We start from the raw sequence: 25,693 nt of genomic DNA, 5'->3' as shown, positions 1-25,693 counted from the left end.
TTTAACGTATTGATCGAATAAAGTGCGTCAGGTGCGGAACCTGTGGCGAGGGAGCTTGCTCCCGCTGGGCAGCGAAGCGGCCCTGAATCCTGTTAACGCGGTGCTTCAGGTACACCGCATGCAGAGGTTTACGACTGCTGTGCAGTCGAGCGGGAGCAAGCTCCCTCGCCACAGGGCTGTAGCAACCGCTAAAACGGTGCCGGGCACTCGAAACGCAGGCGCTCGCCCGATTGCGGGTGGGTAAAGCTGAGCATGCTCGCGTGCAGGCACAGGCGCGGCCAGGCAGCGAGTGCTTGTGGATGGGCGTAGAGCCCGTCGCCCAGCAGCGGATGACCGATGGACAACATATGCACGCGCAACTGGTGCGAGCGGCCGGTGATCGGCGTCAGTTCCACCCGGCACCAGTCGCCACAGCGTTCCAGCACGCGCCAGAACGTCAGCGCGTTCTTGCCGAACTCATGGTCCACCACATGACGCGGTTTGGTCGGCGGGTCGTAGCGCAACGGCAGATCGATGCTGCCACTGTCCAGCTCCGGCTGGCCCCAGCACAGGGCGGTGTAGGCTTTTTCGGTTTCGCGATCGTGAAACTGCCGGGATAGCTCGCGATGAGTATCCGGGTCGCGGGCCAACAAGATGATGCCGGAGGTTTCCCAGTCCAGCCGATGGACGATGCGCGCTTCCGGGTAGCCGTTCTCTTGCAGGCGAGTGATCAGGCAATCCTTGTTGTCGTCGGCGCGGCCAGGCACCGAGAGCAGCAGGGTAGGCTTGTTTACCACCAGTACGGCGGCGTCCTGATGGATGATGTGGACATTTGACAACGGCATTAAAACAGCCTCGTAACAAACGTGTGGGAGCGGGCTTGCTCGCGAAGAGGCCGGAACATCCAACATCACTGTTGACTGTACCGAGGCCTTCGCGAGCAAGCCCGCTCCCACATTGGAACGGCAGGTGTTCTGACTGCCGTGGTTCCCAGCCGGATCGACTCAGCGATCTGGCAGGGTGATATTGAGTTCCAGAATCGAGCAGCTGCCCTGGTTTTCCAGTGCGACATGCACGTCATCGGACCCGATATTGACGTACTTGCGGATCACCTCCACCAGTTCCTTCTGCAAGGCTGGCAGGTAATCAGGGGTGCTGCGCTGGCCGCGTTCGTGCGCCACGATGATCTGTAGACGCTCTTTCGCTACCGACGCGGTGCTTACTTTCTTGTTGGCACGAAAGAAGTCAAAAAGATTCATTATCTACCTCCAAACAGGCGCTCGAAGAATCCCTTCTTCTCTACATCGAGGAATCGATGCTCCACGGTCTTGCCCAGCAGACGGTCGACGGCATCGCTGTACGCCTGGCCGGCGTCGCTCTGGTCGTCGAGAATAACGGGCACGCCCTGGTTGGAAGCCTTGAGGACCGCTTGCGATTCCGGGATGACGCCCAGCAGGGTCACCGCGAGAATCTCTTTGACGTCTTCGACGCCCAGCATTTCGCCGTTGCTCACGCGCTCAGGGTTGTAGCGGGTCAGCAGCAGGTGTTCCTTGATCGGGTCTTCGCCGTTTTCGGCGCGGCGCGACTTGCTGGCCAGCAGGCCCAGCATGCGGTCGGAGTCACGGACCGAAGACACTTCCGGGTTGGTCACGACAATCGCTTCGTCGGCGAAGTACATGGCCAGGTGGGCGCCTTTCTCGATGCCCGCCGGGGAGTCGCAGACCACGAACTCAAAGTCTTCCTTGAGTTGCATCAGGACTTTTTCCACGCCTTCCTGGGTCAGCGCGTCTTTGTCGCGAGTCTGACTGGCGGCCAGTACGTAGAGGTTTTCCAGACGCTTGTCTTTGATCAGGGCTTGTTGCAGGTTGGCTTCGCCGTTGACCACATTGACGAAGTCATACACCACGCGACGCTCGCAACCCATGATCAGGTCGAGGTTACGCAAACCGACGTCGAAGTCGACGATGACTGTTTTGTGGCCGCGCAGAGCGAGGCCGGTACCGATAGCGGCGCTGGTGGTGGTCTTACCCACACCACCCTTGCCGGATGTAACCACGAGAATCTTGGCCAAGGTGTTTCACCCCTAAGGAAAAAGGACATTTAGCCCCTGAAAAACATCTCTTGAAAAACTACTGCAGTCGGACAGCCTTGGCTGGAATTTGGACAACAACAGGGTTTACCGCTGGCAAACGCTGTTTTGCGCCTTTTTCCTACTTCGTTTGAGCCGTTTTCGCTACGTTTTAGAGATGCTTGGAAAATGCGGCAGTATCCGTTAAAGCCGAATGATGTTCAACACGTCACCCGACAGGCTGACTTGTACGCCGCAGCCCCACAGCGGATCGCGCCGCAGGTCTTCGGAAACCTTGTAATGGCCCGCGATGGAGAGTAGTTCAGCGCTCAATTGCTGACAGAAAATCCGTGCCTTGGTGTCACCCTTCACGCCGGCCAGCGCACGACCGCGCATCGGGCCGTATACATGGATGTTGCCATCGGCGAGAAGTTCCGCCCCCGGGCTGACCGACGAAATCACTACCAGATCGCCACCCTGAGCGTAAATCTGCTGCCCGCCACGCACCGGCGAGGTGATGATCCGGGTCGGTTTGACCGTCGGCTCCGGTGGTTTTTCCGGTTTTTTCGCAACGACGCCCTCGTGAGGGTCGAGCAGGCGTTCGCGGGCGCCGGACGGCGGCAGCACGGGCAAATCCACGGCGATGGCCGCCGCGATGTCTTCGATGCGGCTGGCGCGAATCGCCAGGGTGCGCAGGCCATGCTGGCGGCACACGCGCATCAGCCCTGGCAGGTCGACCGCGCCTTCGCCAGGCGGCAGTTTGTCCAGAGCCAGGACCAGCGGCGCATTGCTGAAGAAGTTCGGCGCCTGGGCAACCTTGGCGGCCAGTTGGCGGTCGAGGTTGTCGAGGTCATTGCGGGCCAGTTCCAGCACCGTGATGGCGAGCATGCTGCCCTTCAACTGGAACACGGGATCTTGGTCTAGCAGTTCGGTTTGGCTCATGGTCGGCATACAACGGCTTGTCACTAAAAGTGCCGAGACTTATAACGAGAACGCCCGCGAGCCGCAAGCCGGGCGAACCGTTGTAGAATGCGCGGCCCTTGTCTTTCCGGAATCGTTAATGGATCGCCCGCACTTTCGAGCTGCATTTTTTCTTCCACGCTTTTGGCCTCTGTGGCTGGGCTTGGGCCTTTTGTGGCTGATTGTCCAACTGCCTTATCCGGTTTTGCTGCGCATTGGCCGAGGCCTGGGCGCGGTGATGTACCGGGTGGCCGGCGACCGACGGCGCATCGCCCAGCGCAATTTGCAGCTGTGTTTCCCGGAAAAAACCGCCGCCGAACGCAAACGCCTGCTCAAGGACAACTTCGCGTCCACCGGCATCGCCTTCTTCGAGATGGCCATGAGCTGGTGGTGGGCCAAGCCGCGCCTGGCGCGCCTGGCCCATGTCGAAGGGATGGAGCATTTGAAACAGGCCCAGCGGGACGGCAAGGGCGTGATTCTGATGGCGCTGCATTTCACCACGCTGGAAATCGGCGCGGCGTTGCTCGGCCAGCAGCACACCATCGATGGCATGTACCGCGAACACAAGAACCCGTTGTTCGACTTTATCCAGCGTCGGGGCCGTGAGCGGCACAACCTGGATTCGCTGGCGGTCGAGCGCGACGACGTGCGCGGCATGCTCAAGTTGCTGCGCGCCGGGCGGGCGATCTGGTACGCGCCGGATCAGGACTACGGCGCCAAGCAAAGTATCTTCGTGCCGTTGTTCGGGATTCAGGCCGCCACCGTCACCGCGACCAGCAAGTTCGCCCGCTTGGGCAAGGCACTGGTGGTGCCGTTTACCCAGGAGCGTCTGGCGGACGGCAGCGGTTATCGGTTGGTGATTCACGCGCCGTTGAGCGGGCTTCCCGGCGAAACTGAAGAAGCCGATTGCATCCGCATCAACCAATGGGTCGAAAGCGCCGTGCGCGAGTGCCCCGAGCAATACCTCTGGGCCCATCGCCGCTTCAAGAGCCGGCCACCGGGCGAACCGAAACTGTACGACAAGCGCGGCTGACGCGATCCCGTCAACCAGATCCCTTGCAATGGAGTGTTGCGATGAGCCCAGCAGAACCGGTTACAGGGTTGATTCTTTCCGGCGGCGGGGCTCGGGCGGCGTATCAGGTGGGGGTGCTGGCGGCGATTGCCGAGCTGTTGCCGGCCGGTGCGGCGAACCCGTTTCCAGTGATCGTCGGCACCTCGGCCGGGGCGATCAACGCGGTCAGCCTGGCCAGTGGGGCCATGGACTTCACGGCAGCGATCCAGCGCCTGACTGCATTCTGGCAAGGCTTTCGCAGTCATCGGGTGCTTCGCAGCGACTGGCCCGGCGTGATCCATCAGGCTACCCGGTTTGTCAGCCACAGCCTGCTGGGCATCGGCGCTCAGGTGCCGGTGGCGCTGCTCAACAGTTCACCGCTGCGGGACCTGTTGAACGACAAACTGCACCTCTCGGGTATCAGCGAAGCCATCGCACAAAAGCAACTGCATGCGGTGGCGGTCACGGCGTTCGGCTACGAGTCGGGGCAAGCCGTGACGTTCTATCAGGGCGGCCGGACCATCGACGCCTGGTTGCGTCACCGGCGCATCGGTGTTCCCACGCAGTTGACTGTCGAGCATTTGCTGGCGAGTTCAGCCATCCCGTTGTTGTTTGCGCCGGTGAAGATCGACAACGAGTATTTCGGCGACGGCGCGGTGCGTCAGTCGGCGCCGATCAGCCCGGCCTTGCATCTGGGGGCGAGCCGCGTGCTGGTAGTGGGGGTGAGCGGCAACCCGCGCGGCGTCGATCCCGACAATCCCTTGCAGCGTACTTACACCGGTCAGCAGCCGTCGCTGGCGCAGATCGGTGGACACATGCTCAACAGTACGTTCATTGATAGCCTGGAAAGTGATATCGAGTTGTTGCAGCGCTTGAATCAGTTCAGCCATTTGATGCCGGCCGGTACGCCGACCCGCAGCCTGGGCGTGGCGCCGGTGGAGGTGCTGGTGATTGCGCCGAGCCAGCCGATCGATGAGATCGCCGCCCGCCATCGCCAGGAGTTGCCGGCGGCGTTGCGCCTGTTTCTGCGCGGGCCGGGTGCGACCAAGACCAGCGGCGCCGGGGTGCTGAGTTATCTGCTGTTCGAGGCGGGGTATTGCAGCGAGCTGATCGAGTTGGGGCGGCGCGATGCCTTGGCCAAGCGCGGGGAATTGTGCCGGTTTTTGGGCTTGGCGGAGCCTGTGGTTTCGGCGTGAGATCCATAGCGGCTGGTTTTTGCTCCCGAGAATCGGCGGGGCATGGTCGCGGCCACCGGGATCAAGATCCTCCAGGAAGCCGACATCGCCGACCGTCGCAATCAGTTACTGGTGGCGGTGAGTATCGGCATGGGCCTGATCCCGGTGGTTCGCCCGGAATTCTTCGCCCACCTGCCGTTGTGGATGAGCCCGATCACCCACAGCGGCATTGCCATGGCGACCCTCAGAGCCCTCTCGTTGAACCTGCTGTTCAACATTCTCGGCGGCGCAGAACGGGCTGCCAACAACGAGTGCCACGCTCATCAGCACTGACGGATAACGGGGGCGACCTGCTCGCCCTTTCATCTTTATCCGGTTTGACCTGTGACACGAAATACCCGCATGACAGACCGGCCGGCGATACGCCCGGTCGCCGTCAGCGGCTGTCTGCGCCTTAACAATAAAAACAATCGAGGAGCAACACGATGACAGATTTGATAGCGGTGCTCCGTTGCGGGGCACTTGAGCCATGGCGCGGGAGCCAGTATTCTCCGCGGCCGCCTGAATCGGGTCTAAAAAAAGCCCGGATTTAATTCCTGACCAGAAAGCCAACTTATCCCGGCTCTGGACGGTCACAAGGCACACCCCAATAAAAACCGAACGGACGCTTGATCGACTGTTTTCCAACAGCCGAATGGGCGTTCTTTTGCTTTTTAAAAGCCTGGCCCAGCGCTTGCCGGGCTCTGAAACTGACCGCTTGGATGATTTTTTTAGCAGCGAAAAAAGGCGCCACACCAGAGCGCCGATTCAAAAAAACGTGGAACCACTTACTTTGGGAGCAACCGAATGAAACATACGTGCACTAGCCTGATGCTCGCGGGATCCTTGCTGGCGGGGGGGCCAGGCAATGGCCGGCGATCTGCTGCAGTGGCAGAACAACAGCCTGACCTATCTCTACGGCAAAGACTTCAAAATCAACCCGAGTATTCAGCAAACCGTGACCTTCGAGCACGCCGATGCCTGGAAATATGGGGACAACTTCCTGTTCATCGACAAGATTTTCTACAACGGCAAACCTGACGCCTACGTCGGCAATAACACGTACTACGGTGAGTTCAGCCCGCGCCTGTCGTTCGGCAAGATCTTCGACCAGAAACTCGAATTCGGCCCGATCAAGGACGTCCTGCTGGCCATGACCTACGAGACCGGTGAAGGCGATGTCAACTCCTACCTGATCGGTCCGGGCTTCGACCTGGCGATTCCTGGTTTCGATTACTTCCAGTTGAACTTCTACAATCGCCATACCGACGACAAACGCCCGGGTAACAACATCTGGCAGATCACCCCAGTCTGGTCCTACACCATCCCGGTGGGCAGCTCCAGTGTGCTGATCGACGGTTATATGGACTGGGTGGTCGACAACGACAAAAACAGCCAAGGCACCTACCACGCCAACCTGCACTTCAACCCACAGATCAAGTACGACTTGGGCAAAGCCTTGCACTGGGGCGAGAAGCAGCTGTACGTCGGTGTCGAGTACGACTACTGGAAGAACAAGTACGCCATCGAAGACACGAAAGACTTCACCACCAATCAGAGCGCCACGAGCTTGCTGGTGAAGTACCACGTCTGATCAAAATAGGCTGCCCTGTTGAGTTTCTAACGGCTCACGGGGTGGCTCTATTATTTTTTCCGTGCCATGAAGAACTCTCCTTGCGCCCTTAAATAAGGTCTTCTCTCGCTGACGATAGCCGGTGGATCGACCATATGCAGTCCCTCATGCGCCATATCTACAGGCTGAGTAGCGATCAGACGCTTAAACTCTTTATTAGTTGAGACATTATCAACACTCAAATACTGACTAACTGAAACACTCGATCTGGCACCTTCAAGTCCTACCTTAATTTCCAGAAGGCGTTCCTTATGGGTTTTTTCACGAAAAACAATTGATGGCACATCATGAATTTCGAAAGACATTACCCCGCCTTTGCTTGAGAGATAGGAGCGCACAGCTTTAGATTTTTTATTATTATCCGAAACTCCCCCCCCCAAATCATCGACAGTAACTTTGTTGCCCCTCACATCATGAAGACTTACCGCACCTCGATAAATCCCAGGTGTATTTGATGCAGAGTTGTAGGCTTCTATATACATTTTCGGCCACACCTCCATCGTTCTACTTGAGGGATTATGCTCAAACATATCAGCCTCGAAACTCCAGGTTTCATTTTTTCCAAAATCGTTGGTCGTGATTTTTTCATGCCATATCAGATTTGGCACCTCTTGAAAGCTTCCTAGCAAACGATCTCTCCAATCAGGCTTGTATAAAAGATTGACATTTACAACAACGTTGTTCCCAACGGAGCTTTCAGAAATCAGCTCAGAGTGAGATAGCTGCAACTTTTCCAAACGCCATTTTCCGAGCTTTTCGGGTAAAATCGAGATGTCCCCCGTTTTTACCAATCCATTTTCATCTCGAAAAGAAACAGGGCAGTTACCTACAATAAGAAACAAATTAAGCCCATCAATAACTCCCGCCGGATCAGGACTCACCCACCGCTGCAACCACGGCGCGTAATACCGATACCCATAGTAATAAAGCCCCGTCGCATCCCTTTCCTTACCCGAATAACGAATCGTCTTGTACTTGACCTCAATAGCACTCGGACCCACCCACCATGCCGTACCTCCAAAGGCGTAATAACCTTCCTGACTCAGTAATTTGCCTTCGCCATCCAGCTCCACGGTACTGGAGCCCAGATGATCGCCAAGGCTGAAGCGAAGTTGATCATTACGAACGGCTTTGGGTGGTTTCGTGACCCAGTGCAACGCCCGCACCTGACTGCGTCCAGCCTCGAGACTGATGACATGCCGCTCTTCACCGGTGGCTGTATCACGATGCACTTCCAGCCCCGGCAAGTAACGGACTTCGGCACGTAGTGTGCGACTGGCAGCCTGAGTGAGGCGGACTTTTTGCAACCGATGGCCGGGTCGGTCATAGAAGTAGCGCTCTGTATCGTCAGCACCGTCCTCTCGATTGACCAGAGTGACCTCACGTAACTGATTTCGGACATCCCAACTCATCCGTTGCCCGCGCTGCAGTTCCTGCTGATTGCCATTGGCATCAAAACCATTGGCAAGTCCTTCCTTACGGGCGACGCTGCGGTTGCTACTGTCCGAGGCAAACATCTCAAAAGTCTCGGCACCACTGTGCTGGCGACCCCGCAGGTTTCCCGCTGCGTCATAGTCGAAGGTCTGGGTGTAATTGCGTAACTGGTTGGGGTCCAGCGGTGTTTGCTGCCAAACCGGTAGCGCCGGGCCGTGACTGAACTGGCTGACCTCTCGCCCGGAGGCCTCCACCAATTGATACAGGCTGTCGTAACGGTAACGGTTGATGGGATCAATCCGTTGCTGGTTGAAATGGTGTGTCAGTTGGGCTTTGTCTTCGAGACTGCTGATATTGCCCATTGGGTCATAGCCATAGTTCAGGTCTTGAAGGGGTTTGCCATCGGGATCGCGGGACAACAACCTCGTCAGACGTTGATTTTCAGCATCGTATTCGGCAGTGGTGACGACGCCATTTTCCGCACGCTCGTATACGATCTGGCCGAAAGCGTTGTGGTGAATGTCGCTGATCATCAGGTCTGGCGCTTGCGTGGAGGCCGCCAGTTTCAGTCGCGCTGCTTTCAACTCGCCTGCTCTCATGTACGCGAAGAGCCTGAGGTTACGCATGGCATCGGTCTGGCTAAGCATTTCACCGGAGGGGGCGTGCAGCTGGGACGTCTCAAGACCTTCGTCTTCCAGACAAGCATCACGCGCCGGTATGTCCAGTGGCCAATCCGGTGGATCCAGACTCGAGAGAAAGTACGCTTGCTCAGAAAGCACCAGGGCCACTCAGCCCGTACTCGGAGATTCGTCGACTGCCTGCCGGATGGTCATGCCGCACCATCTGACCGCATTGGTTGTGGATAGCAAAGCCTTCGCCTGCATCACCATAAGTAAACCGTTCGCAGACCCGTGGCGACTCTTCAGCCATCTGCTCCAAGACGGAACACGGACGCTGAAGGAGATCGTATTCAGTGTGACGCTGGCTGCCGCGACCATCCCAACTTGACAGCGGGTTTCCGGTCTCCCCCAGCAAACTCGCCTGCCAACCGGCATCGACGCTATCAATCAACAAGGGCTGACCCTGTAAGTCATAGGTGGTAGCAAGGTTAGGTATGGGGGCAGTTCCCCACAATCGTGGATCCCACTCAGCGATAAGTCGTCCGGCGGCGTCGAAGGTTTGTCGGGTAATGCGCGGTTCGATGGCTTGCTCAATGTGTTGACGACAATAAGCGATGGTTCGCACAGCCAAGCCACGAGGATCCAATGCCGATAGGGCAGGAGTGTTGGTATCCGTCCATTGCGAAGCCTCCATTACTCCAACCTCCAGTGATGAGGAGTCAATGTGACTGAAAACGATCGCTATCGGCTACTGTCAGAACTGACAGTTGGAGCTGCAAATCAATCGATTTTTATGATAATTAATAGCAATAAACAGCAACCATTGATCAATGTTCATGGCATAGCATGGTGCCATTCCACTCTGATCAAGGAGTTGCACCGATGACTCAATTTCGCAAAGTGCTGAGCCTGCATACCGGCCAACCCGCGTCCGATGGCGCCGGGGTCAAGCTGACCCGCGTATTCGGCGGTGCGGGTGTCGAACGCTTCGACCCGTTCCTGATGCTCGACGAGTTCGGCTCGGAAAATCCCGACGACTACATCGCAGGCTTCCCGCCCCACCCGCACCGTGGTTTCGAGACCGTGACCTACATGCTTGAAGGTCGCATGCGTCATGAAGACCATCTGGGTAACGTCGGATTGCTCGAGGGCGGTGGTGTGCAATGGATGACCGCCGCCAAAGGCATCATCCATAGCGAGATGCCGGAGCAGGAAGAAGGTGTCATGCGCGGCTTCCAGCTGTGGCTGAACCTGCCGGGCAAGCACAAACTCGATCCAGCCAGTTATCGGGACATTCAACCGGCAGACATTCCACGCCTCACAACCGCACAAGGCGTCGAGGTGGTAGTGATTGCCGGTCTATTCGATGATGGCGCGATTCAACAGGTGGGCGCGGTGCAACGGCCGGATACCGAACCGCATTACTTCGATTTCCACCTGCCGGCCGGCACCCGCATCACGCCGAAACTGCCGGATGGGCATCGGGCGCTGCTCTATGTGTATGACGGCAGCGTGGAGTTGCCGGGGCAAACCCAGAGCGTCGGCACCCGCAAACTGGTCCGTTTGTCGGATGAAGGTGAGCTGCAACTGAGCAGCGAGTCTGGCGCGAGGGTGCTGTTGATTGCCGGCAAACCACTGGGTGAGCCGATCGTGCAATACGGGCCGTTCGTGATGAACACCCGGGACGAGATAGAACAGGCGCTGCGTGATTTTCGCGATGATCGGTTGACTGCCTAGTTATTTGTCGCCAGAAAGTACGCCATCGCGAGCAAGCTCGCTCCCACAGTTTAACGTGATGTGCAGGCCCTACTGTCAGATCTGACAGTAGGCAGTGGCGACCGCGCTCGTTCATATTGACCCCTTGGTACGGAGGTCAGAGCAATGAGCGAGGCGCGTTGGACAGATACCCACACTCCAACCTTGGTGACCTTGGACCCTCGCGGCCTTGCTGTGCGGACCGTTGCCTATTGTCGGCACCCGGATAGCGAGACTCGGGAGACGCGCATCACGCGCCAGACCTTTGATATCGCCGGGCGGTTGATAGCGGCGTGGGATCCGCGCTTGTGGGGCGTAGCGCCCCAACCCAACCTGGTCACGACCTACGGCTTGCAGGGAAAACCACTGCTGGTTGACAGCGTTGATGCCGGTTGGCAGCTGGGTTTGTTGGGGGAGGCCGCAGAGCCGCTGTCGAGTTGGGACAGTCGTGGCAGTCAGCGTCACACCCAATACGATGAGCTTCAGCGTCCGTGCGCTGTCACGGAACAGTTGGCGGGGGAGCCGCCACAGGTCGTCGAGCGGTTGTCTTATGGTGATGCAAGCGACGGCCTTGCCATCCACAACCAGTGTGGTCAGCGGGTGCGGCATGACCATCCGGCCGGGAGTCGGCGAATGGTTGAATACGGGGTGAGGGGTTTGGCGCTGACGGAGCACACGCGTTTTCTCCTCGGCCTGGATCTGCCGGATTGGCCACCCGATGTACCGGGGCGTGAAGTCTGGCTGGAAGACGAAGGTTTTGAAACCACTCAACAGTACGCGCCCTCTGGGGAAATGCTCAGCCAAACCGATGCCAGGGGCAACCTCAGGCTGTTCGCGTATACGCGAGCGGGTGAGTTAAAAGAGTCGCGCCTGAGACTGGCGGTTTCTATGCAAGAGCCGAAGCGGTTAATCAGCGAGATTCGCTACAACGCGATGGCTCAGGTTGAAAGTGAAACCGCTGGCAACGGCGTGAAAACCACTGCCGATTATGCGGCTGACGATGGCCGTTTAAGAGGTTTGCTGTCGCTGGCCCCCGACGGAAAACCCCTTCAAGACCTGAGCTATCTTTACGACCCGGTCGGCAACATTCGCAGTGTCGAAGACAAATCCCGACTCACTCGTCACTTCAACAATCAGCGGGTCGAACCGGTCAACCATTACCGCTATGACAGCCTGTACCAACTGGTCGAGGCAACGGGGCAAGAAGTCAGTCAGCCCAGTCATGGCCCGGCATTGCCGAGCTGGCAACAAACGCCGCTGGACCCCAATCAGTTACGTCACTACACCCAGGCGTTCGACTATGACGCGGCGGGCAACTTGCGGACCCGTCATCACAGCGGTGCCGAGACGTTCGAGATGTTTACCTCGGCCAGCAGCAACCGCAGCGTCGCCGACAAGGAAGGCCTTGCCGAGGGTTTTGATGCCAATGGCAATCAGCAGGCGCTGCAACGCGGGCAGCGGATGAGTTGGGATGTGCGTAATCAGTTGCGTGAAGTCACGTTGGTCAGCCGAGAGGACGGCCCTGACGATACCGAGCGCTACCTCTACGACAGCCCCGGCCATCGGTTGCGAAAAGTCCGCCTTACTCAGGCTGCCAGCCGCACGTTGCGCAGTGAAGTGCGCTACCTGCCGGGGCTTGAAGTGCATCGCGATACCGCCACCGGTGAAGAACGACATGTCATTAGCCTTGAAGCCGGACGTAGCCGTGTGCGGGTGTTGCATTGGGTCACGAAACCACCCAAAGGCGTTCTCAATGATCAACTTCGCTACAGCCTGAGCGATCACTTGGGGTCCGGTACGGTGGAACAGGATGAATTCGGTGGATTGTTGAGTCGGGAGGGTTATTACGCATTTGGCGGCACGGCGTGGTGGGTGGGACCGGGTGCTACTGAAGCCAAGTACAAGACGATTCGTTATTCGGGTAAGGAAAGGGATGCGACGGGACTTTATTACTATGGGTATCGGTATTACGCACCATGGTTGCAAAGGTGGGTGAGTCCGGATCCTGCGGGGATGGTTGATGGTACTAATGTGTTCATGATGCTGTTCAATAATCCAGTTAATTGGGTAGATGCGGCAGGGCAGAATGCAGTGCCTGCGATTGCACATTTTTTTTGGGGTGGGAAGGATATCAACCCCATGTATTTAAGCAATGTACTGACGTTTAAAATGCGTAACCCAGATTATTCAATGAATGTATGGACTGACAGGCCATCCCATATCCTGAGTACGTTGTCTGCAATGGAGAGCGGCGATGACCCGGCACATCGTGCGCTCGCACGCCGATATGGGCAGGAATTGCTGATAAGTAAGCCTGATGAGTTGTTTCAGGGGCTCGCGAAAATTTTCCCGGGCGCACATAAAATAGAGGCATTGTTTCACCGTGAACTTAATGGACCTTACCGAAATCTTGCGGCAGCGAGTGATATATTGAGAATGACCGCGATGTACGTACATGGTGGCTTATACATGGATGTTGATGTTGCTGTTTTCTCTGAGATCAAAGCTCTGCAGGCTCCAGAAGGCTTCTTGGCCTACGTTATGGGGGGGCGATATGTCGCAAACTCAATGATCGCTGCAATGCCTCAATCATCATTTGGAATCGAATTTCTAGAAAACATGATGGCTTACTACAAAAAGCACGATGAAGAAAGTTGGGCTAAAAAGAGAAGTCACCCGTTCTGGCGTAGTGAGGATACGCTTTATTGGACTGGACCAGGTTTGATACAAGATTCTGTTCGGAGTTTAAGGTTGTTTCTCCCTGAGCAGTTGTTTTCACACCGGGTGCCTTCAGAACGAGTGGGGGAGCTTATTGATGATAGAAGGGGGGAGGCTGGACTTTTTGATCGGGGTATTCGTTCTGGGGTTGCCGCGATGAGCGACTGGCCGAAAATTAGGCCGGGGCGCAGAGCCTCAGTTGCATAGTGAGTCCCAACCTGTCTTACCCGACAGGTTGGGACATGCGTACCGTCAGAAGTGGAACTTCACCAGCAAACTCGCGGTGTTCTGATCGGTGTCGAAGTACTGGCTGTCCTTGATCCCGTACTTGTTCTTCCAGTAGTCGTATTCGATACCCACGTACAACTGCTTCTCACCGAAACTCAGGGCTTTACCCAAGTCGTATTTGATCTGCGGGTTGATGTGCAGGTTGGCGTGGTACTCGCCTTTGGAGTTCTTGTCGTTGTCGACGACCCAGTCGATGAAACCATCGATGAGGATGTCCGATTTGCCCACCGGAATGGTGTAGGCCCAGGCCGGTGTGATCTGCCAGACGTTGTCGCCGGCACGCGAACCTTCGGTCTGACGGTTGTAGAAGTTCAACTGGAAGTAGTCGAAACCGGGAATCGCCAGGTCGAAGCCCGGGCCCGATCAGGTACGACTCGGTGTCGCCTTCACCGAACTCGTAGGTCATGGCCAGCAGGACGTCCTTGATCGGGCCGAACTCCAGTTTCTGATCGAAGATCTTGCCGAACGAAAGACGCGGACTGATTTCACCGTAGTAAGTGTTCGGGCCGACATTGCCGTCCTTCTTGCCGTTGTAGAAGATCTTGTCGACGAACAGAAAGTTGTCCCCGTACTTCCACGCGTCGGCATGTTCGAAGGTAACGGTCTGCTGGATTTGCGGGTTGACTTCGAAGTTCTGGCCGTACAGGTAAGTCAGGCTGTTGTTCTGCCACAGCAGCAGGTCGCCAGCTATCGCCTGGCCCCCGGCCAGCAAGGTTCCCGCCAGCATCAGGCTATTCACGGTGCGTTTCATTCGGTTGCTCCCAAAAGTCAGTAATTCCACGTTTTTTAAATCGGCGCTCTGGTGTGGCGCCTTAATTCGATGCTGCAAAAGTTATCCTTTCGGTCAGCTTTCTTGCTGTTGGCAAGTGCTGAGCCAAGGCTTTAAAAAGCCAAAAAACTCCCGATCGGCTGTCCGCAAACAGTCGATGGAGAGTGATGTCGGGTTGCCTTGGAACTGCCCAGCGCCGGGATAAGTTGGCTTGCTGGTCAGGAATTAAATCCGGGCTTTTTTTTAGACCCGTTTCAGGCGGCCGCGCAGAATACTGGCTACCGCCCCATGGCTCAAGCGCCCCGTAACAGAGCGCTGAAAACAATACCGGGGCACGGTTGCGGGCCATTTTAGAAGTGCACCTTGACCAGCAGGCTGGCGGTGTTCTGATGGGTGTCCAGGCTGGCGTTGCTCTGGATGCCGTACTTGTTCTTCCAGTAACTGTATTCGGCGCCGATGTAGACCTGTTTCTCACGGCCGCTCAACGCCTTGCCCAGGTCGTACTTGATTTGCGGATTGAAGTGCAGGTTGGCGTGGTAGGTACCGCGTGAGTTCTGGTCATTGTCGACGACCCAGTCGAGGTAGCCGTCGATCAGCAGGTTTGAGCGGCCAACGGGAATGCTGTAGGACCAGGACGGTGTGATCTGCCAGACACCGTCGCCGGGTCGCGGGCCTTCGGTCTGACGGCGGTAGACGTTCAAGGTGAAATAGTTGAAACCCGGAACCGCGAGGTCGAAGCCCGGCCCGATCAGGTAGGCCTCGCTTTCACCTTCGCCGTACTCGTAGGTCATCGCCAGCAGCACGTCCTTGATCGGGCCGTATTCGAATGTGCGATCCAGGATCTTGCCGAACGACAGTCGCGGGCTGAATTCGCCGTAAAAACTGTGGGGGCCTTTGTTGCGGTCTTCCTGGCCGTTGTAGAAGATCTTGTCGACGAACAGAAAGGTATCGCCGTACTTCCATTTGTCGGCGTGTTCGAAGGTCACTGTTTGCTGGATCGAGGGGTTGATCGCAAAGTTCTTGCCGTACAGGTAGCTCAGGCTGTTGGTTTGCCACAGCAGCAAGTCGCCCGCCAGTGCCTGGCTGGCCGCTAACATCCCGCCGCTGAACAGCAGGTTGGTTTGTGTCCGAATCATCTGTTGCTCCCTCTTGTTTTTATTGTGTGAGGCGCAGGCAGCCGCACCTGTGGGAGCGACGGTGCGGCGATCCCACAAGGTTTGTGCTGTTCTGAGTTAATGCGGGTGAGCGTGGCAGTCGTTGATGGCGGCGCGTTCGGTGCCGCCTAGGATGTTGAACAACAGGTTCAGCGAGAGCGCGCTGAGGGTCGCCATGGCGATGCCGCTGTGGGTGATCGGGCTCATCCACAACGGCAGGTGGGCGAAGAATTCCGGGCGAACCACCGGGATCAGGCCCATGCCGATACTCACCGCCACCAACAATTGGTTGCGACGGTCGGCGATGTCGGCTTCCTGAAGGATCTTGATCCCGGTGGCCGCGACCATGCCGAACATCGCAATCGCCGCGCCACCGAGGACCGCCGGTGGAATCGAGGCCACCAGAAACGCCGCTTTGGGCAGCAGGCTCAGCACCACCAGCAAGCCGCCGGCGACAATGGTCACCGAACGGCAGCGCACGCCGGTCATCTGTACCAGGCCGATGTTCTGGGCGAAGGAGGAGTGGGTGAAGGTGTTGAAGAACCCGGCGAAGAACGATGCGCCGGCATCGCACAGCAAGCCGCGACGCAGCATGCGTGGGCAGACGTCCTGGCCGGTGATCTTGCCCAGTGCGAGAAACATCCCGGTGGACTCGACAAAAATGATCACCACCACCAGACACATCGACAGGATCGGCGCCAGATGGAATTGCGGCATGCCGAAGTGCAGGGGCGTGACAATTTGCAGCCAGGGTGCCTGGGCCATGCCGCTGAGGTCGACCATGCCCAGCATGCCGCAAAGCGCGTAGCCCAGGCACATGCCGATCAGCACCGAAATGTTGACCCAGAACCCACGCATGAAACGATGAATCAGCAGGATGGTGCCCAGCACCAGCGCGGCGATGAGCAGGTAGATCGGCGAGCCGAACTGGGCGGCGCCGGCACCGCCACCGGCCCAGTTCACGGCGACAGGAAACAGCGATAAACCGATCGAGGTGATGACGGTGCCAGTCACCAGTGGCGGGAAGAAGCGCACCACTCTGGACATGAATGGCGCGATGATCATGCCGAAGAACCCGGCAGCGATGGTCGCGCCGAAGATCCCTTGCAGGCCGATACCGGGCATGCCGGCCATGGCCACCATGCTGCCGACGGCGGCGAAACTTGCGCCCATCATCACTGGCATGCGGATGCCCATGGGGCCGATGCCCAGTGACTGGACGATGGTGGCGATGCCGGCTACCAGCAGGTCGGCGTTGATCAGAAAGGCGATTTCTTCACGACTCAGGCCCGCGGCCTGCCCGATGATCAGCGGCACCGCGATGGCCCCGCCGTACATCAACAGCACATGTTGCAGACCGACCAGGATCAGTTGCAAAAGGGGCAGTCGTTGAATGGCGGGTGCGTCGGGGATGCGCGCTTCGGATGACTCGGACATGCAACACCTCGGATCTTTTTTATTCTTGTGATTGAACAGCTATCGGGTTGCTCACAGCTGTCCTTTGCATCATTCATATTTGTGGCGAGGGAGCTTGCTCCCGCTGGGTCGCGAAGCGGCCCCTCTTTTTGAAGAACAGAGGACTGCTGCGCAGTCCAGCGGGAGCAAGCTCCCTCGCCACAAAGGTCCGCTTGATACAGGCCTTTGTGTTGCTTTGCTTAATTGGTGCGGGCTCCCTGAACAATCCAGGCGCCGATGAGGTCACGTTCCTGCTGGGTCATCTGGGTAATGTTGCCCAGCGGCATGATCTGGCTGGCGACAGCCTGAGCCTGAATGCGCGGGGCGTTTTGGCGGATCTGTTCCGGGGTGTCGAACATCACGCCGGCCGGTGCTGCACTGAACAGCGGGCTCGTTGGCTTGGCCGAGTGGCAAACCGCGCAACGTTCCTGAATCACGCTGTGCACTTTGTCGAAGTCCGGGCCGGCATTCGACGCTTGGGCCGGTGCCGTTGCAGGGGCTGTCACTGGAGCCGTTTCGGCCGGTTTGGCGCCGCCGCCCAGAGCGGTTTCCGGCAACGGTTGGTACTCGATTTTTGCCGGTGCCTTGGCCACTTCCGGGCTGTTCATCGGCGCAGGGCCGGTGACGTAAGCCAGGCTGATCATGCCCACTGCGGCGACGGGCAAGGTCCAGGCGAACTTGTGGCTGTCGTGGCGGGTGTTGAAGTAGTGACGCACCAACACCGCCAGCACCGCGATCCCGGCCAGGATCAGCCAGTTGTATTGGCTGCCGTACGTGCTCGGGAAGTGGTTGCTGATCATGATGAACAGCACTGGCAAGGTGAAGTAGTTGTTGTGCCGTGAACGCAACAAGCCTTTGGCCGGCAACGCCGGATCGGGCGTGCGGTTCTCGGCAATCGCCGCCACCAGTGCCCGTTGGGCCGGCATGATGATGCGGAACACGTTACCCACCATGATGGTGCCGATGATCGCGCCGACATGCAGGTAAGCCCCGCGACCGCTGAACACTTTGCTGAAACCGTACGCGGCACCGATGATCAGCACGAACAGGATTGCGCCTAGCAGGGCAGGGCGTTTGCCCAGCGCCGAGTCGCAGAGGAAGGAGTAGATGAACCAGCCGATGAACAACGAACCCAGACCAATGGCCACGCCTTCCGGTCCGCTCAGGGTGCTGCCGGGTGCCAACAGGTACAGCGTCGGGTTGGAGTAGAACACCACGCACAGCAGCGCGACCCCCGACAGCCAGGTGAAGTACGCCTCCCATTTGAACCAGTGCAGGTTATCCGGCATGGTCGGTGGGGCCAGTTTGTACTTTTCCAGGTGGTAGATCCCGCCACCGTGAATCGCCCAGAGGTCGCCGGCCAGGCCGTTTTTCGGGTTGACCCGATTGAGGTTGTTTTCCAGCCAGACAAAGTAGAACGACGCGCCGATCCAGGCCACGCCAGTGATCATATGAACCCAGCGCACGCTCAGGTTCAGCCATTCCAACAGATGTGCTTCCACAGTCTTTACCTCTCGCCCGTCACGCGTGTTATCGCGTGATGGACCTTCTCTTATTGGTGGGGGGCGAGGATCAACCGCTCATCCTCTTTGAAAAAATGCTCATCGCAGTTATTGCCTGTGCCACTGCGATCAACCACCAGGAAGTCATCCCGCTTTTCGATCGTCAGCACCGGGTGGTGCCAAACGCCGCGATGGTAATTAATGCCCTGCCTGCCGTTAGTGACGAAGGCGCGGACCAAGCCTGATACCGGTGCATCGCCAAGTGGCGCGACCACGATCAGAAAGGGGTTGCCGAGCAGCGGAATGAAAGCCTGGCTGCCCAGCGGATGGCGCTCCAGCATGCAGACGGTCAGCGGCATGTCCTGCGCGTCGGCGCGGAAGATACTGATGATCGCTTTATCCTCTGGCGTGGCGGTTTCAACCGTCGCCAGTTTGTGAAAGCGCAGGGTCGAACCGTTGTTGATCATGAAGTGATCGCTGCCGTCGGTTTCAATCACGTCACCGAAAGGGGCGAAGGCTTCTTTGGTCAGCGGTTCAATCGTCAATGTGCGCATGCTGGTCTTCTTATCCAAATTCTGTGTTGTTGGTTCTGCAGTTGTGGCGAGGGAGCTTGCTCCCTCGCCACAGGATCACCTCTTACTTGGCTACTTTGCCCAATACGCGCAAACGGCTCACGCCACCGTCCGGGAACACGTTCAGGCGGATGTGGGTGATCGGACCCAGCGCCTTGATCTGCTCGGCGAAGGTGTGTTCGGCGTGCATTTCCAGCTTCTGGCTTGGCAGCAGTTCGCGCCAGAACAGCGACTGGGTTTCGATCTGGCTGTCGGTGCCGCCCTTGACGAACGCGCCCTGGATCGAGCAGGTGTCCGGGTAGTTGCCCTTGAAGTGCAGGGTGTCGACGATGATTTTTTCGATCTCGCCCGCATGGCCCAGCGCGACGATCACCCAGTCATTGCCTGGCGTGCGGCGCCGGGCGGTTTCCCAGCCATCGCCCATGTTGATGCCGCGGCCCGGGTTGAGGATGTTGCTCATGCGGCCGAAGTGTTCGTCGGAACAGGCCAGGGCGCGACCGCCGTTCAGGGCAGCGGCCAGGTCAACCTGTTCGTTGTCACCCACCGCCGACCAGTCGCGGAACGGAATGCCGTACACCCGCAGACGGGCCACGCCGCCGTCCGGGTAGATATTGAAACGCAGGTGGCTGAACGCCTGGTCGTTGTTGATTTCGTGGTAGTGATGGCTGTTGCCTTGCAGCTCGACGGCCGACAGCACTTCAACCCACTGGGTGGTTTCGGTCGGCTCGCCTTCAGCCAGGAAACAGGCTTCGAGGGAGGCCGATGGCGGGAAGTTGCCGGTGAAGAATGAAGTGTCGATGTCTACGCCTTTGATCGAACCTGGTACGCCCAGGCGGATCACGGCGCTGTCGTAGCCTTCGAAGCGCTTGCGGCGCGACTCCCAGCCGTCCATCCACTTGCCGTTGTCATCGAACACGCCCTCCTTCCACACGGCCGGGGTCGGTTGGAACAGACGGTTGGCGTCTGCGAACCAGTCATCGGTGATCGAGATGATTTTGGTGCCCAGGCGGGCATCGGCCAGGTTGACGAACTTCTCGAAAGGTACGGCGTAAGCTTTCATTCTTCTTGTCTGCCTTTAATTAAGTGGCTTGGGATGCTTGCAGTGCCCTGGGCGATTCCTGCGTTAAGTGGCGCCCGGGCTTTTTACAAGAGCTGCTCGCTATAGGGTCAGTAATCGGAACAACGCGATCTTGTTGATCTCTGCCAGCGCGCATTTGAATTCGGTGTCCACCGAGTTGTGAATGCGCGTTTCGAACGCCGCAAGGATCTGATGCCGGTTGCTGCCTTTTACCGCCATGATGAAGGGGAACTTGAACGTGGCTTTGTAGGCATCGTTCAGTTCCGTGAAGCGCACGAACTCATCGCTCGTGCATTGGTGAATACCGGCGCCAGCCTGTTCATGAGTGCTGGCTTCGGTCAGTTGGCCCTGGATGGCAGCACGGCCAGCCAGGTCCGGGTGAGCAACGATCAGTTCAAGCTGGCTGGCGTGATCGGCGCTGAGCAGGATGTCGCTCATGCGCTGGTGCAGGGTTTCGATCTCGTCGATCGCCGCGTCCTGGCCCAGGTCGAAAGCCTTCTCGGCGACCCATGGCGAATGTTCGTAGATGTCGGCGAAGGCCTCGACGAATTCGTCACGGCTCAGGGTCGACGGCTTCAGGGTTTGGAAGGCAGTCATTGTGCAGCCCCTTGGTACGGGTGGGTTTGGTGCCAGTGCCGGGCGATGTCGACCCGGCGGGTGAACCAGACGTGTTCGTGGCTTTTCGCGTATTCGATAAAACGCTTCAACGCGGCCAGTCGCGCGGGGCGACCGATCAGGCGGCAATGCAAACCGATGGAGAGCATTTTTGGCGCGTCGGCGCCTTCAGCGTAGAGCACGTCGAACGCGTCCTTGAGGTACTGATAGAAATCGTCGCCCTTGTTGAAACCCTGAACCTGGGTGAAGCGCATGTCGTTGGTGTCCAGGGTGTACGGGATTACCAGGTGCGGCTTGCCGGTCGGGTTGTTCGGTTCCCAGTAGGGCAGGTCATCGTCGTAGGTGTCGCAGTCATAGAGGAAACCGCCTTCTTCCATCACCAGCCGGCGAGTGTTCGGCCCGGTGCGGCCGGTGTACCAGCCCAGCGGGCGTTCGCCGGTGATTTCGGTGAGGATGCGGATGGCTTCGAGCATGTGCTCGCGCTCTTGCGCTTCGTCCATGTACTGGTAGTCGATCCAGCGGTAACCGTGGCTGCAAATCTCGTGGCCGGCATCGACCATGGCGCGGATCACGTCCGGGTGGCGCTGGGCGGCCATGGCCACGGCGAAGACGGTCAGCGGAATGTCGAATGCCTTGAACAGTTTGAGGACCCGCCAGACGCCGGCACGGCTGCCATACTCGTACAGCGACTCCATGCTCATGTTGCGCTCGCCTTGCAGCGGTTGCGCCGAGACCATTTCCGAGAGGAAGGCTTCGGATTCTTGATCGCCATGAAGGATGTTGCGCTCGCCGCCTTCCTCGTAATTGAGCACGAAAGACAAGGCGATGCGGGCGTTGCCCGGCCAGTGCGGGTGAGGAGGGTTGGAGCCGTAACCGATCAGGTCGCGTGGGTAGTCAGCGCTCACTGCAGTCTTCCTTCTTATTCGAGGTTGCTTATTCGCGATAAGGGGTGTGTGGCGGCCTGACGATGAGGTGGCAGGCTGGCGTCACAGCGATGGGCTGATTGTATACAACTTTATATTCATTTTGTAAGCCTGATTTTTTGTCTTTTTCATCGACTGTTACCGGCTCGTTGGTTCAACGTTAATGTGCAAGAAACCTGCCTGATCGGTCAGCTAATGGATGGAAGATCTTTATTACTTGGGGCTCTGCCGAAGATTTGCGTAATCACCCGGTCTAGCGGGGGGAGGAAAATAGGTTGTTTTTATTGTGTACAATTTTAATTGAAAGTGTCTTAATCATTCGCTCGCCGCTGCCTTTCGTGCTCCGAAAAGGCGCGGTCTCCTTTTAAACTGACTCCGGGAGGCGCGAGGCCTGGCTGCCGTGAAGGCAGGCAGGCACGCAGAATCAATGGGACGTTTGACTACACACGTTTTGGACGCTGCACACGGTTGCCCGGGCAGCTCGATCAAGGTCGAGCTGTACCGCGTTGAAGGTTCTCAGCTGGAACTGGTTGCCAGCGCATTGACCAACAGCGACGGCCGTTGCGATGCGCCGTTGCTGCAAGGCGATGACTACCGTTCCGGGGTTTATCAATTGCAGTTTCAGGCTGGCGATTACTACCGCGCTCGCGGTGTGCAACTGCCGCAGCCGGCCTTTCTCGATGTAGTGGTGTTGCGGTTCGGCATCTCGGCCGAGCAGGATCACTACCATGTGCCGTTACTGATTTCGCCCTACAGCTATTCGACCTACAGAGGAAGTTAGGACTCCCCCAAGCTATCTTTCTCAGAAGCGACTGCGCATATAGCTTCTTTGGTCTTTCGCCCGCTTACACTGCGGGCTTTTTTTCGTCTTGAGAAATGGGGTGTCTGTGCCGACGCCATCGCGAGCAGGCTTGCTCCCACAGGAGATTTGTGATCGACACAAAAACAATGTGGGAGCGAGCTTGCTCGCGATGCTTTTGGCTTTTAGCGGCTCAACAATGATACGGCACCCGCCCCCCCGAACAGCCCGGCGCTGATCCGGTTGAACCAGCTCTGACCCTTGCCGCTGCGCAGGTACCGTGCAGCGCCATGGGCACCGAGGCCGTAAGCCAATTTGCACAGCAGATCCAGCACCGTCCAGGTGGCGATCATGATCAGCAGCTGTGGCAGGAACGGCTGCTGCGCGCTCAAGAATTGCGGCAGGAACGCGGCGAAGAACAGGATGTCTTTCGGGTTGCTGGCGCCCAGTACAAACGCACGCCCGAACAGCGCCCGAAAGCGTGGAACCGGCGCCGCCTGCGGAACTTCAGTGGCGTGGGCCGGTTGCCGTGATTGTTGCCAGCTCTGCCAGGCGAGGTAGAACAGGTACAGGGCGCCGACAATTTTCAGTGCGCTGAAGAGTTGCTCCGACGCCAGCAGCAGCGCGCCCAAGCCCAGCGCCGAAGCGCTCAACAGGCAGATCGAGGCAATCACCCCACCCAGAAACGCCGGGTAAGAACGGCGCAAACCGTAGTTCAGGCTGTTGCTGATCATCAGCAACGACAAGGGGCCCGGTATCAGGATCACCACCAGGGCGGCGCCGCTGAACAGCAGCCAGGTTTCCAGACTCATCACGTTCCTCCATCTGCACAAAAGCCCCACCCGATGTGGGTGAGGCGATTCAAACGGCTTGCTGCAAACGATCAGCAGCAAGCTCTCTTCGCAACCTACAAGAAAATGAACTTGGCGATGAAGATCGCGCACAGTACCCACAAACTGATGGAGATTTCCTTGTGCTTGCCCGTACCGGCCTTCAGCACCACGTAGGTGATGAAGCCCAGCGCAATGCCATCGGCGACCGAGAAGGTCAGTGGCATCATGATCGCGGTAACGATGGCCGGAATGCTGTCAGTGGCATCGCTCCACTTGATGTGTTCCATGCCGCCCATCATCAGCATTGCGACATAAATCAGCGCGCCGGCGGTGGCGTAAGCCGGAATCATCCCCGCCAGTGGGGCGAAAAACATTGCCGCGATAAACAGAACACCTACGGTCACGGCGGTAAGACCAGTCCGACCTCCCGCGGCTACACCCGCGGCGCTTTCCACATAGCTTGTTACGGGAGGCACACCGACCAACGCGCCAAATACGCTGGAAGCACTGTCGGCTTTCATGGCGCGGGAGAGGTTTTCGATCCTGCCGTCTTCGCCGACCAGATTGGCGCGCTGGGCAACCCCCATCAGGGTGCCGGCGGTGTCGAACATGTGCACGAAGAGGAACGCCAGTACCACGCTGATCATGCTGACGTTAAACACGCCGGCAACGTTCATGGCCATCCACGTTGGAGCCAGGCTGGGTGGCGCCGACATGATCCCTTCGTAATGCACCAGGCCCAGGCCCCAACCGGCCAGGGTCACGGTGATGATGCTGATGAGAATTGCACCGAATACGCGGTGGTAGCTCAGCACGGCGATCATCAGGAAGCAGATGGCCGCGAGCAGCGGGCCGGGCTCGCGCAGGGAGCCGAGTTTGATCAAGGTCGCCGGGCTGTCGACAACGATGCCTGCGGTTTTCAAACCGATCAGCCCCAGGAACAGGCCCACACCGGCACCCATGGCGAAGCGCAGACTCACCGGGATGCTATTGAGCAGCCATTCACGGATGCGGGAAAAGGTCAGAATCATGAACAACACGCCGGAGACAAACACCGCACCGAGGGCGGTTTCCCAGTTGTAGCCCATGGTGCCGACCACGGTGTAGGTGAAAAACGCGTTCAGGCCCATGCCCGGCGCCAGGGCCTACGGGCCAGTTGGCGTACAGGCCCATCAACAGGCAACCGAGCGCGGCGGCGATGCAGGTGGCGACAAATGCCGCGCCGTGGTCGATACCGGCGTCCGCCATGATGTTGGGGTTGACGAAGATGATGTAGGCCATGGTGATAAAGGTTGTGAGACCTGCGATCAATTCGGTCTTCACCGTGGTGCCATGCACGCTGAGTTTGAAGATGCGCTCCAGCCAGCCATTGCGCAGCGGCGGCGAGAGTTCCAGCGTCGGGGATTCGGATTTGCGGCTTTCCACAGCGAGTACTCCTCAAGAGTTTTATTGTTATTTCCAGAGCCGGACACAGGAGGTGGGCAGCGGCTCTTTGAGGTACTTGCGAATTTGTTGACCGATTAGTCAGGAACTCGCACGTGGCGAATTATGCTTTTGTATACAAATAAAGCAAATAATGTTTTTTATTTTGTAGACGAAAAGACTGGCGATAGGGATATATCGCCGAATGATCGTTCCCGCGCGGGAGTGATCGACAGGTTGGCGGCGGTGGTGCGTCAGGCGTAGGCCGCCAAAGCGGCGTGAGGCAGGGGTGAAAACAAATAAACCGGCATTAGGCGAATGGGCCGGTTTATTGTTGTCTGGGATTTGCGGTGGCTGTGCCGGCGAAGGCGTCAGTCAGAGCACCGCAAAAATCATCAGATCGCAGCGAAACGCTTGTCCAGATAATCAATGATCACCTTGGACTCATACATCCAGGTGGTCTGGCCGTTTTCTTCGATGCGCAGGCACGGCACCTTGATCTTGCCACCTTGCTCCAGCAGGGCCTGGCGATCCTGTTCGTTGTTCTTCGCGTCACGCAGGGCCACCGGCACGTTCAGGCGGCGCAGGGTGCGGCGGGTTTTCACGCAGAACGGGCAGGCGTGGAACTGATACAGGGTCAGGCCCTTGGCGGCCGTTTCAACCTGAGCCTGAGCGACGGCAGGGCGCTGCTTTTTGCCCGGGCGGGTGATGAAATCGATAAAAATGATCAGTTGGCCGAGGCCGACACGTAGCCCTTTGATAAGTTGTGCTTTGACGGACACGAGAGCCTCACAGGCAATTGGAAGGGGCGCGCAGCTTACCTGATTTTTCACAGGCGAAAAAAAACCGGC

The 25,693-nt window shown here is 58.1% G+C and carries 21 protein-coding genes and 4 pseudogenes; 7 read left to right on the top strand and 18 right to left on the bottom strand.

Features of this window, described 5'->3' with window-relative positions; translation table 11 throughout:
• Positions 1–188 precede the first annotated feature (188 nt).
• The 4 genes from AABM54_RS18360 to minC form a co-directional block, all read right to left on the bottom strand.
• Positions 189–824: an RluA family pseudouridine synthase gene (locus AABM54_RS18360; protein ID WP_347901430.1), complete on the bottom strand. Its 636-nt coding sequence runs from the start codon at positions 822–824 to the stop codon at positions 189–191.
• 159 nt (positions 825–983) lie between these two features.
• Positions 984–1,238, bottom strand: a complete 255-nt coding sequence (gene minE, locus AABM54_RS18355; protein WP_019693048.1) for a cell division topological specificity factor MinE — start codon at positions 1,236–1,238, stop codon at positions 984–986.
• Positions 1,238–2,050 carry a septum site-determining protein MinD gene (minD, locus tag AABM54_RS18350; RefSeq protein WP_347901429.1) on the bottom strand — a complete coding sequence of 271 codons (813 nt, stop codon included), beginning with the start codon at positions 2,048–2,050 and terminating at the stop codon, positions 1,238–1,240. Before minD ends, minE begins: the two co-directional genes overlap by 1 nt.
• Before the next feature lie 201 nt (positions 2,051–2,251).
• Entirely contained in the window at positions 2,252–2,989 is a 738-nt protein-coding gene (gene minC, locus AABM54_RS18345; RefSeq protein ID WP_347901428.1) for a septum site-determining protein MinC, read from the bottom strand.
• A 118-nt stretch (positions 2,990–3,107) separates the two neighbouring features.
• Between minC and AABM54_RS18340 the strand changes: the two genes are divergently transcribed.
• The 4 genes and pseudogenes from AABM54_RS18340 (at position 3,108) to AABM54_RS18325 (ending at position 6,866) form a co-directional block, all read left to right on the top strand.
• Positions 3,108–4,040 (top strand): lipid A biosynthesis lauroyl acyltransferase, encoded by a 933-nt coding sequence (locus tag AABM54_RS18340; RefSeq protein WP_347901427.1) that lies wholly within the window; start codon positions 3,108–3,110, stop codon positions 4,038–4,040.
• A gap of 41 nt (positions 4,041–4,081) precedes the next feature.
• Positions 4,082–5,254, top strand: coding sequence for a patatin-like phospholipase family protein (locus AABM54_RS18335; protein WP_347901426.1), 1,173 nt, complete (start codon positions 4,082–4,084; stop codon positions 5,252–5,254).
• A 39-nt stretch (positions 5,255–5,293) separates the two neighbouring features.
• A pseudogene (locus tag AABM54_RS18330) lies at positions 5,294–5,566 on the top strand (purine permease); the annotation flags it as partial.
• Between the two features lie 513 nt (positions 5,567–6,079).
• Positions 6,080–6,866, top strand: a pseudogene (locus AABM54_RS18325) (outer membrane protein OmpK).
• Positions 6,867–6,916: 50 nt separating this feature from the next.
• On the opposite strand, the gene AABM54_RS18320 reads toward AABM54_RS18325, so the two are convergent.
• Together AABM54_RS18320 and AABM54_RS18315 are read right to left on the bottom strand one after the other, a co-directional pair.
• Positions 6,917–9,127, bottom strand: coding sequence for an RHS repeat-associated core domain-containing protein (locus AABM54_RS18320; protein ID WP_347901425.1), 2,211 nt, complete (start codon positions 9,125–9,127; stop codon positions 6,917–6,919).
• Entirely contained in the window at positions 9,108–9,653 is a 546-nt protein-coding gene (locus AABM54_RS18315; RefSeq protein WP_347901424.1) for a hypothetical protein, read from the bottom strand. The genes AABM54_RS18320 and AABM54_RS18315 overlap by 20 nt, the downstream gene beginning before the upstream one ends.
• Positions 9,654–9,841: 188 nt before the next feature.
• Between AABM54_RS18315 and AABM54_RS18310 the strand changes: the two genes are divergently transcribed.
• Both AABM54_RS18310 and AABM54_RS18305 read left to right on the top strand, forming a co-directional pair.
• On the top strand, positions 9,842–10,696 hold the full coding sequence (locus tag AABM54_RS18310) for a pirin family protein (protein WP_347901423.1): 855 nt from the start codon (positions 9,842–9,844) through the stop codon (positions 10,694–10,696).
• A 144-nt stretch (positions 10,697–10,840) separates the two neighbouring features.
• A complete protein-coding gene (locus tag AABM54_RS18305) occupies positions 10,841–13,639 on the top strand; it encodes an RHS repeat-associated core domain-containing protein (RefSeq protein ID WP_347901422.1) in 2,799 nt (932 codons plus the stop codon).
• 45 nt (positions 13,640–13,684) lie between these two features.
• Here AABM54_RS18305 and AABM54_RS18300 read toward each other — a convergent pair.
• From AABM54_RS18300 to puuE, 9 genes and pseudogenes are all read right to left on the bottom strand, one after another.
• Positions 13,685–14,471 (bottom strand): annotated as a pseudogene (locus AABM54_RS18300) (outer membrane protein OmpK).
• 61 nt (positions 14,472–14,532) lie between these two features.
• Complete coding sequence (locus tag AABM54_RS18295; protein ID WP_347901421.1) at positions 14,533–14,838, bottom strand: hypothetical protein; 306 nt, start codon at positions 14,836–14,838, stop codon at positions 14,533–14,535.
• A gap of 1 nt (position 14,839) precedes the next feature.
• Entirely contained in the window at positions 14,840–15,625 is a 786-nt protein-coding gene (locus tag AABM54_RS18290) for an outer membrane protein OmpK (RefSeq protein ID WP_347901420.1), read from the bottom strand.
• Positions 15,626–15,721: 96 nt separating this feature from the next.
• Positions 15,722–17,080, bottom strand: a complete 1,359-nt coding sequence (locus AABM54_RS18285; RefSeq protein WP_347901419.1) for a nucleobase:cation symporter-2 family protein — start codon at positions 17,078–17,080, stop codon at positions 15,722–15,724.
• 218 nt (positions 17,081–17,298) lie between these two features.
• Positions 17,299–18,600 (bottom strand): urate hydroxylase PuuD, encoded by a 1,302-nt coding sequence (locus AABM54_RS18280; RefSeq protein WP_347901418.1) that lies wholly within the window; start codon positions 18,598–18,600, stop codon positions 17,299–17,301.
• A 50-nt stretch (positions 18,601–18,650) separates the two neighbouring features.
• A complete protein-coding gene (locus AABM54_RS18275) occupies positions 18,651–19,154 on the bottom strand; it encodes an ureidoglycolate lyase (RefSeq protein WP_347901417.1) in 504 nt (167 codons plus the stop codon).
• 82 nt (positions 19,155–19,236) lie between these two features.
• On the bottom strand, positions 19,237–20,232 hold the full coding sequence (gene alc / locus AABM54_RS18270; RefSeq protein WP_347901416.1) for an allantoicase: 996 nt from the start codon (positions 20,230–20,232) through the stop codon (positions 19,237–19,239).
• 99 nt (positions 20,233–20,331) lie between these two features.
• A complete protein-coding gene (gene uraD / locus AABM54_RS18265; protein ID WP_347901415.1) occupies positions 20,332–20,847 on the bottom strand; it encodes a 2-oxo-4-hydroxy-4-carboxy-5-ureidoimidazoline decarboxylase in 516 nt (171 codons plus the stop codon).
• A complete protein-coding gene (gene puuE, locus AABM54_RS18260; protein ID WP_347901414.1) occupies positions 20,844–21,770 on the bottom strand; it encodes an allantoinase PuuE in 927 nt (308 codons plus the stop codon). Before puuE ends, uraD begins: the two co-directional genes overlap by 4 nt.
• A 445-nt stretch (positions 21,771–22,215) precedes the next feature.
• Between puuE and uraH the strand changes: the two genes are divergently transcribed.
• Positions 22,216–22,569, top strand: a complete 354-nt coding sequence (gene uraH, locus AABM54_RS18255) for a hydroxyisourate hydrolase (RefSeq protein ID WP_347901413.1) — start codon at positions 22,216–22,218, stop codon at positions 22,567–22,569.
• Between the two features lie 203 nt (positions 22,570–22,772).
• Here uraH and AABM54_RS18250 read toward each other — a convergent pair whose 3' ends face one another.
• The 3 genes and pseudogenes from AABM54_RS18250 to AABM54_RS18240 form a co-directional block, all read right to left on the bottom strand.
• A complete protein-coding gene (locus tag AABM54_RS18250) occupies positions 22,773–23,399 on the bottom strand; it encodes a LysE family translocator (RefSeq protein ID WP_347901412.1) in 627 nt (208 codons plus the stop codon).
• A 95-nt stretch (positions 23,400–23,494) separates the two neighbouring features.
• Positions 23,495–24,731 (bottom strand): annotated as a pseudogene (locus AABM54_RS18245) (NCS2 family permease).
• 506 nt (positions 24,732–25,237) lie between these two features.
• A complete protein-coding gene (locus AABM54_RS18240; RefSeq protein ID WP_347901411.1) occupies positions 25,238–25,624 on the bottom strand; it encodes a glutathione S-transferase N-terminal domain-containing protein in 387 nt (128 codons plus the stop codon).
• Positions 25,625–25,693: the final 69 nt, after the last annotated feature.

The sequence above is a fragment of the Pseudomonas purpurea genome, from assembly GCF_039908635.1.
Lineage (GTDB): Bacteria > Pseudomonadota > Gammaproteobacteria > Pseudomonadales > Pseudomonadaceae > Aquipseudomonas > Aquipseudomonas purpurea.
Note: the sequence above shows the minus strand (reverse complement) of the source record. Positions and strands in the feature narration are given on the sequence as shown.

Excerpts from the sequence above, each read along its gene's own strand:
- AABM54_RS18360 (WP_347901430.1), bottom strand. The coding sequence starts at position 824 with ATGCCGTTGTCAAATGTCCACATCATCCATCAGGACGCCGCCGTACTG.
- minE (WP_019693048.1), bottom strand. The coding sequence starts at position 1,238 with ATGAATCTTTTTGACTTCTTTCGTGCCAACAAGAAAGTAAGCACCGCG.
- minC (WP_347901428.1), bottom strand. The coding sequence starts at position 2,989 with ATGAGCCAAACCGAACTGCTAGACCAAGATCCCGTGTTCCAGTTGAAG.
- AABM54_RS18340 (WP_347901427.1), top strand. The coding sequence starts at position 3,108 with ATGGATCGCCCGCACTTTCGAGCTGCATTTTTTCTTCCACGCTTTTGG.
- AABM54_RS18335 (WP_347901426.1), top strand. The coding sequence starts at position 4,082 with ATGAGCCCAGCAGAACCGGTTACAGGGTTGATTCTTTCCGGCGGCGGG.
- AABM54_RS18315 (WP_347901424.1), bottom strand. The coding sequence starts at position 9,653 with ATGGAGGCTTCGCAATGGACGGATACCAACACTCCTGCCCTATCGGCA.
- AABM54_RS18310 (WP_347901423.1), top strand. The coding sequence starts at position 9,842 with ATGACTCAATTTCGCAAAGTGCTGAGCCTGCATACCGGCCAACCCGCG.
- AABM54_RS18305 (WP_347901422.1), top strand. The coding sequence starts at position 10,841 with ATGAGCGAGGCGCGTTGGACAGATACCCACACTCCAACCTTGGTGACC.
- AABM54_RS18295 (WP_347901421.1), bottom strand. The coding sequence starts at position 14,838 with ATGGCCCGCAACCGTGCCCCGGTATTGTTTTCAGCGCTCTGTTACGGG.
- AABM54_RS18290 (WP_347901420.1), bottom strand. The coding sequence starts at position 15,625 with ATGATTCGGACACAAACCAACCTGCTGTTCAGCGGCGGGATGTTAGCG.
- AABM54_RS18285 (WP_347901419.1), bottom strand. The coding sequence starts at position 17,080 with ATGTCCGAGTCATCCGAAGCGCGCATCCCCGACGCACCCGCCATTCAA.
- AABM54_RS18275 (WP_347901417.1), bottom strand. The coding sequence starts at position 19,154 with ATGCGCACATTGACGATTGAACCGCTGACCAAAGAAGCCTTCGCCCCT.
- alc (WP_347901416.1), bottom strand. The coding sequence starts at position 20,232 with ATGAAAGCTTACGCCGTACCTTTCGAGAAGTTCGTCAACCTGGCCGAT.
- uraD (WP_347901415.1), bottom strand. The coding sequence starts at position 20,847 with ATGACTGCCTTCCAAACCCTGAAGCCGTCGACCCTGAGCCGTGACGAA.
- uraH (WP_347901413.1), top strand. The coding sequence starts at position 22,216 with ATGGGACGTTTGACTACACACGTTTTGGACGCTGCACACGGTTGCCCG.
- AABM54_RS18250 (WP_347901412.1), bottom strand. The coding sequence starts at position 23,399 with ATGAGTCTGGAAACCTGGCTGCTGTTCAGCGGCGCCGCCCTGGTGGTG.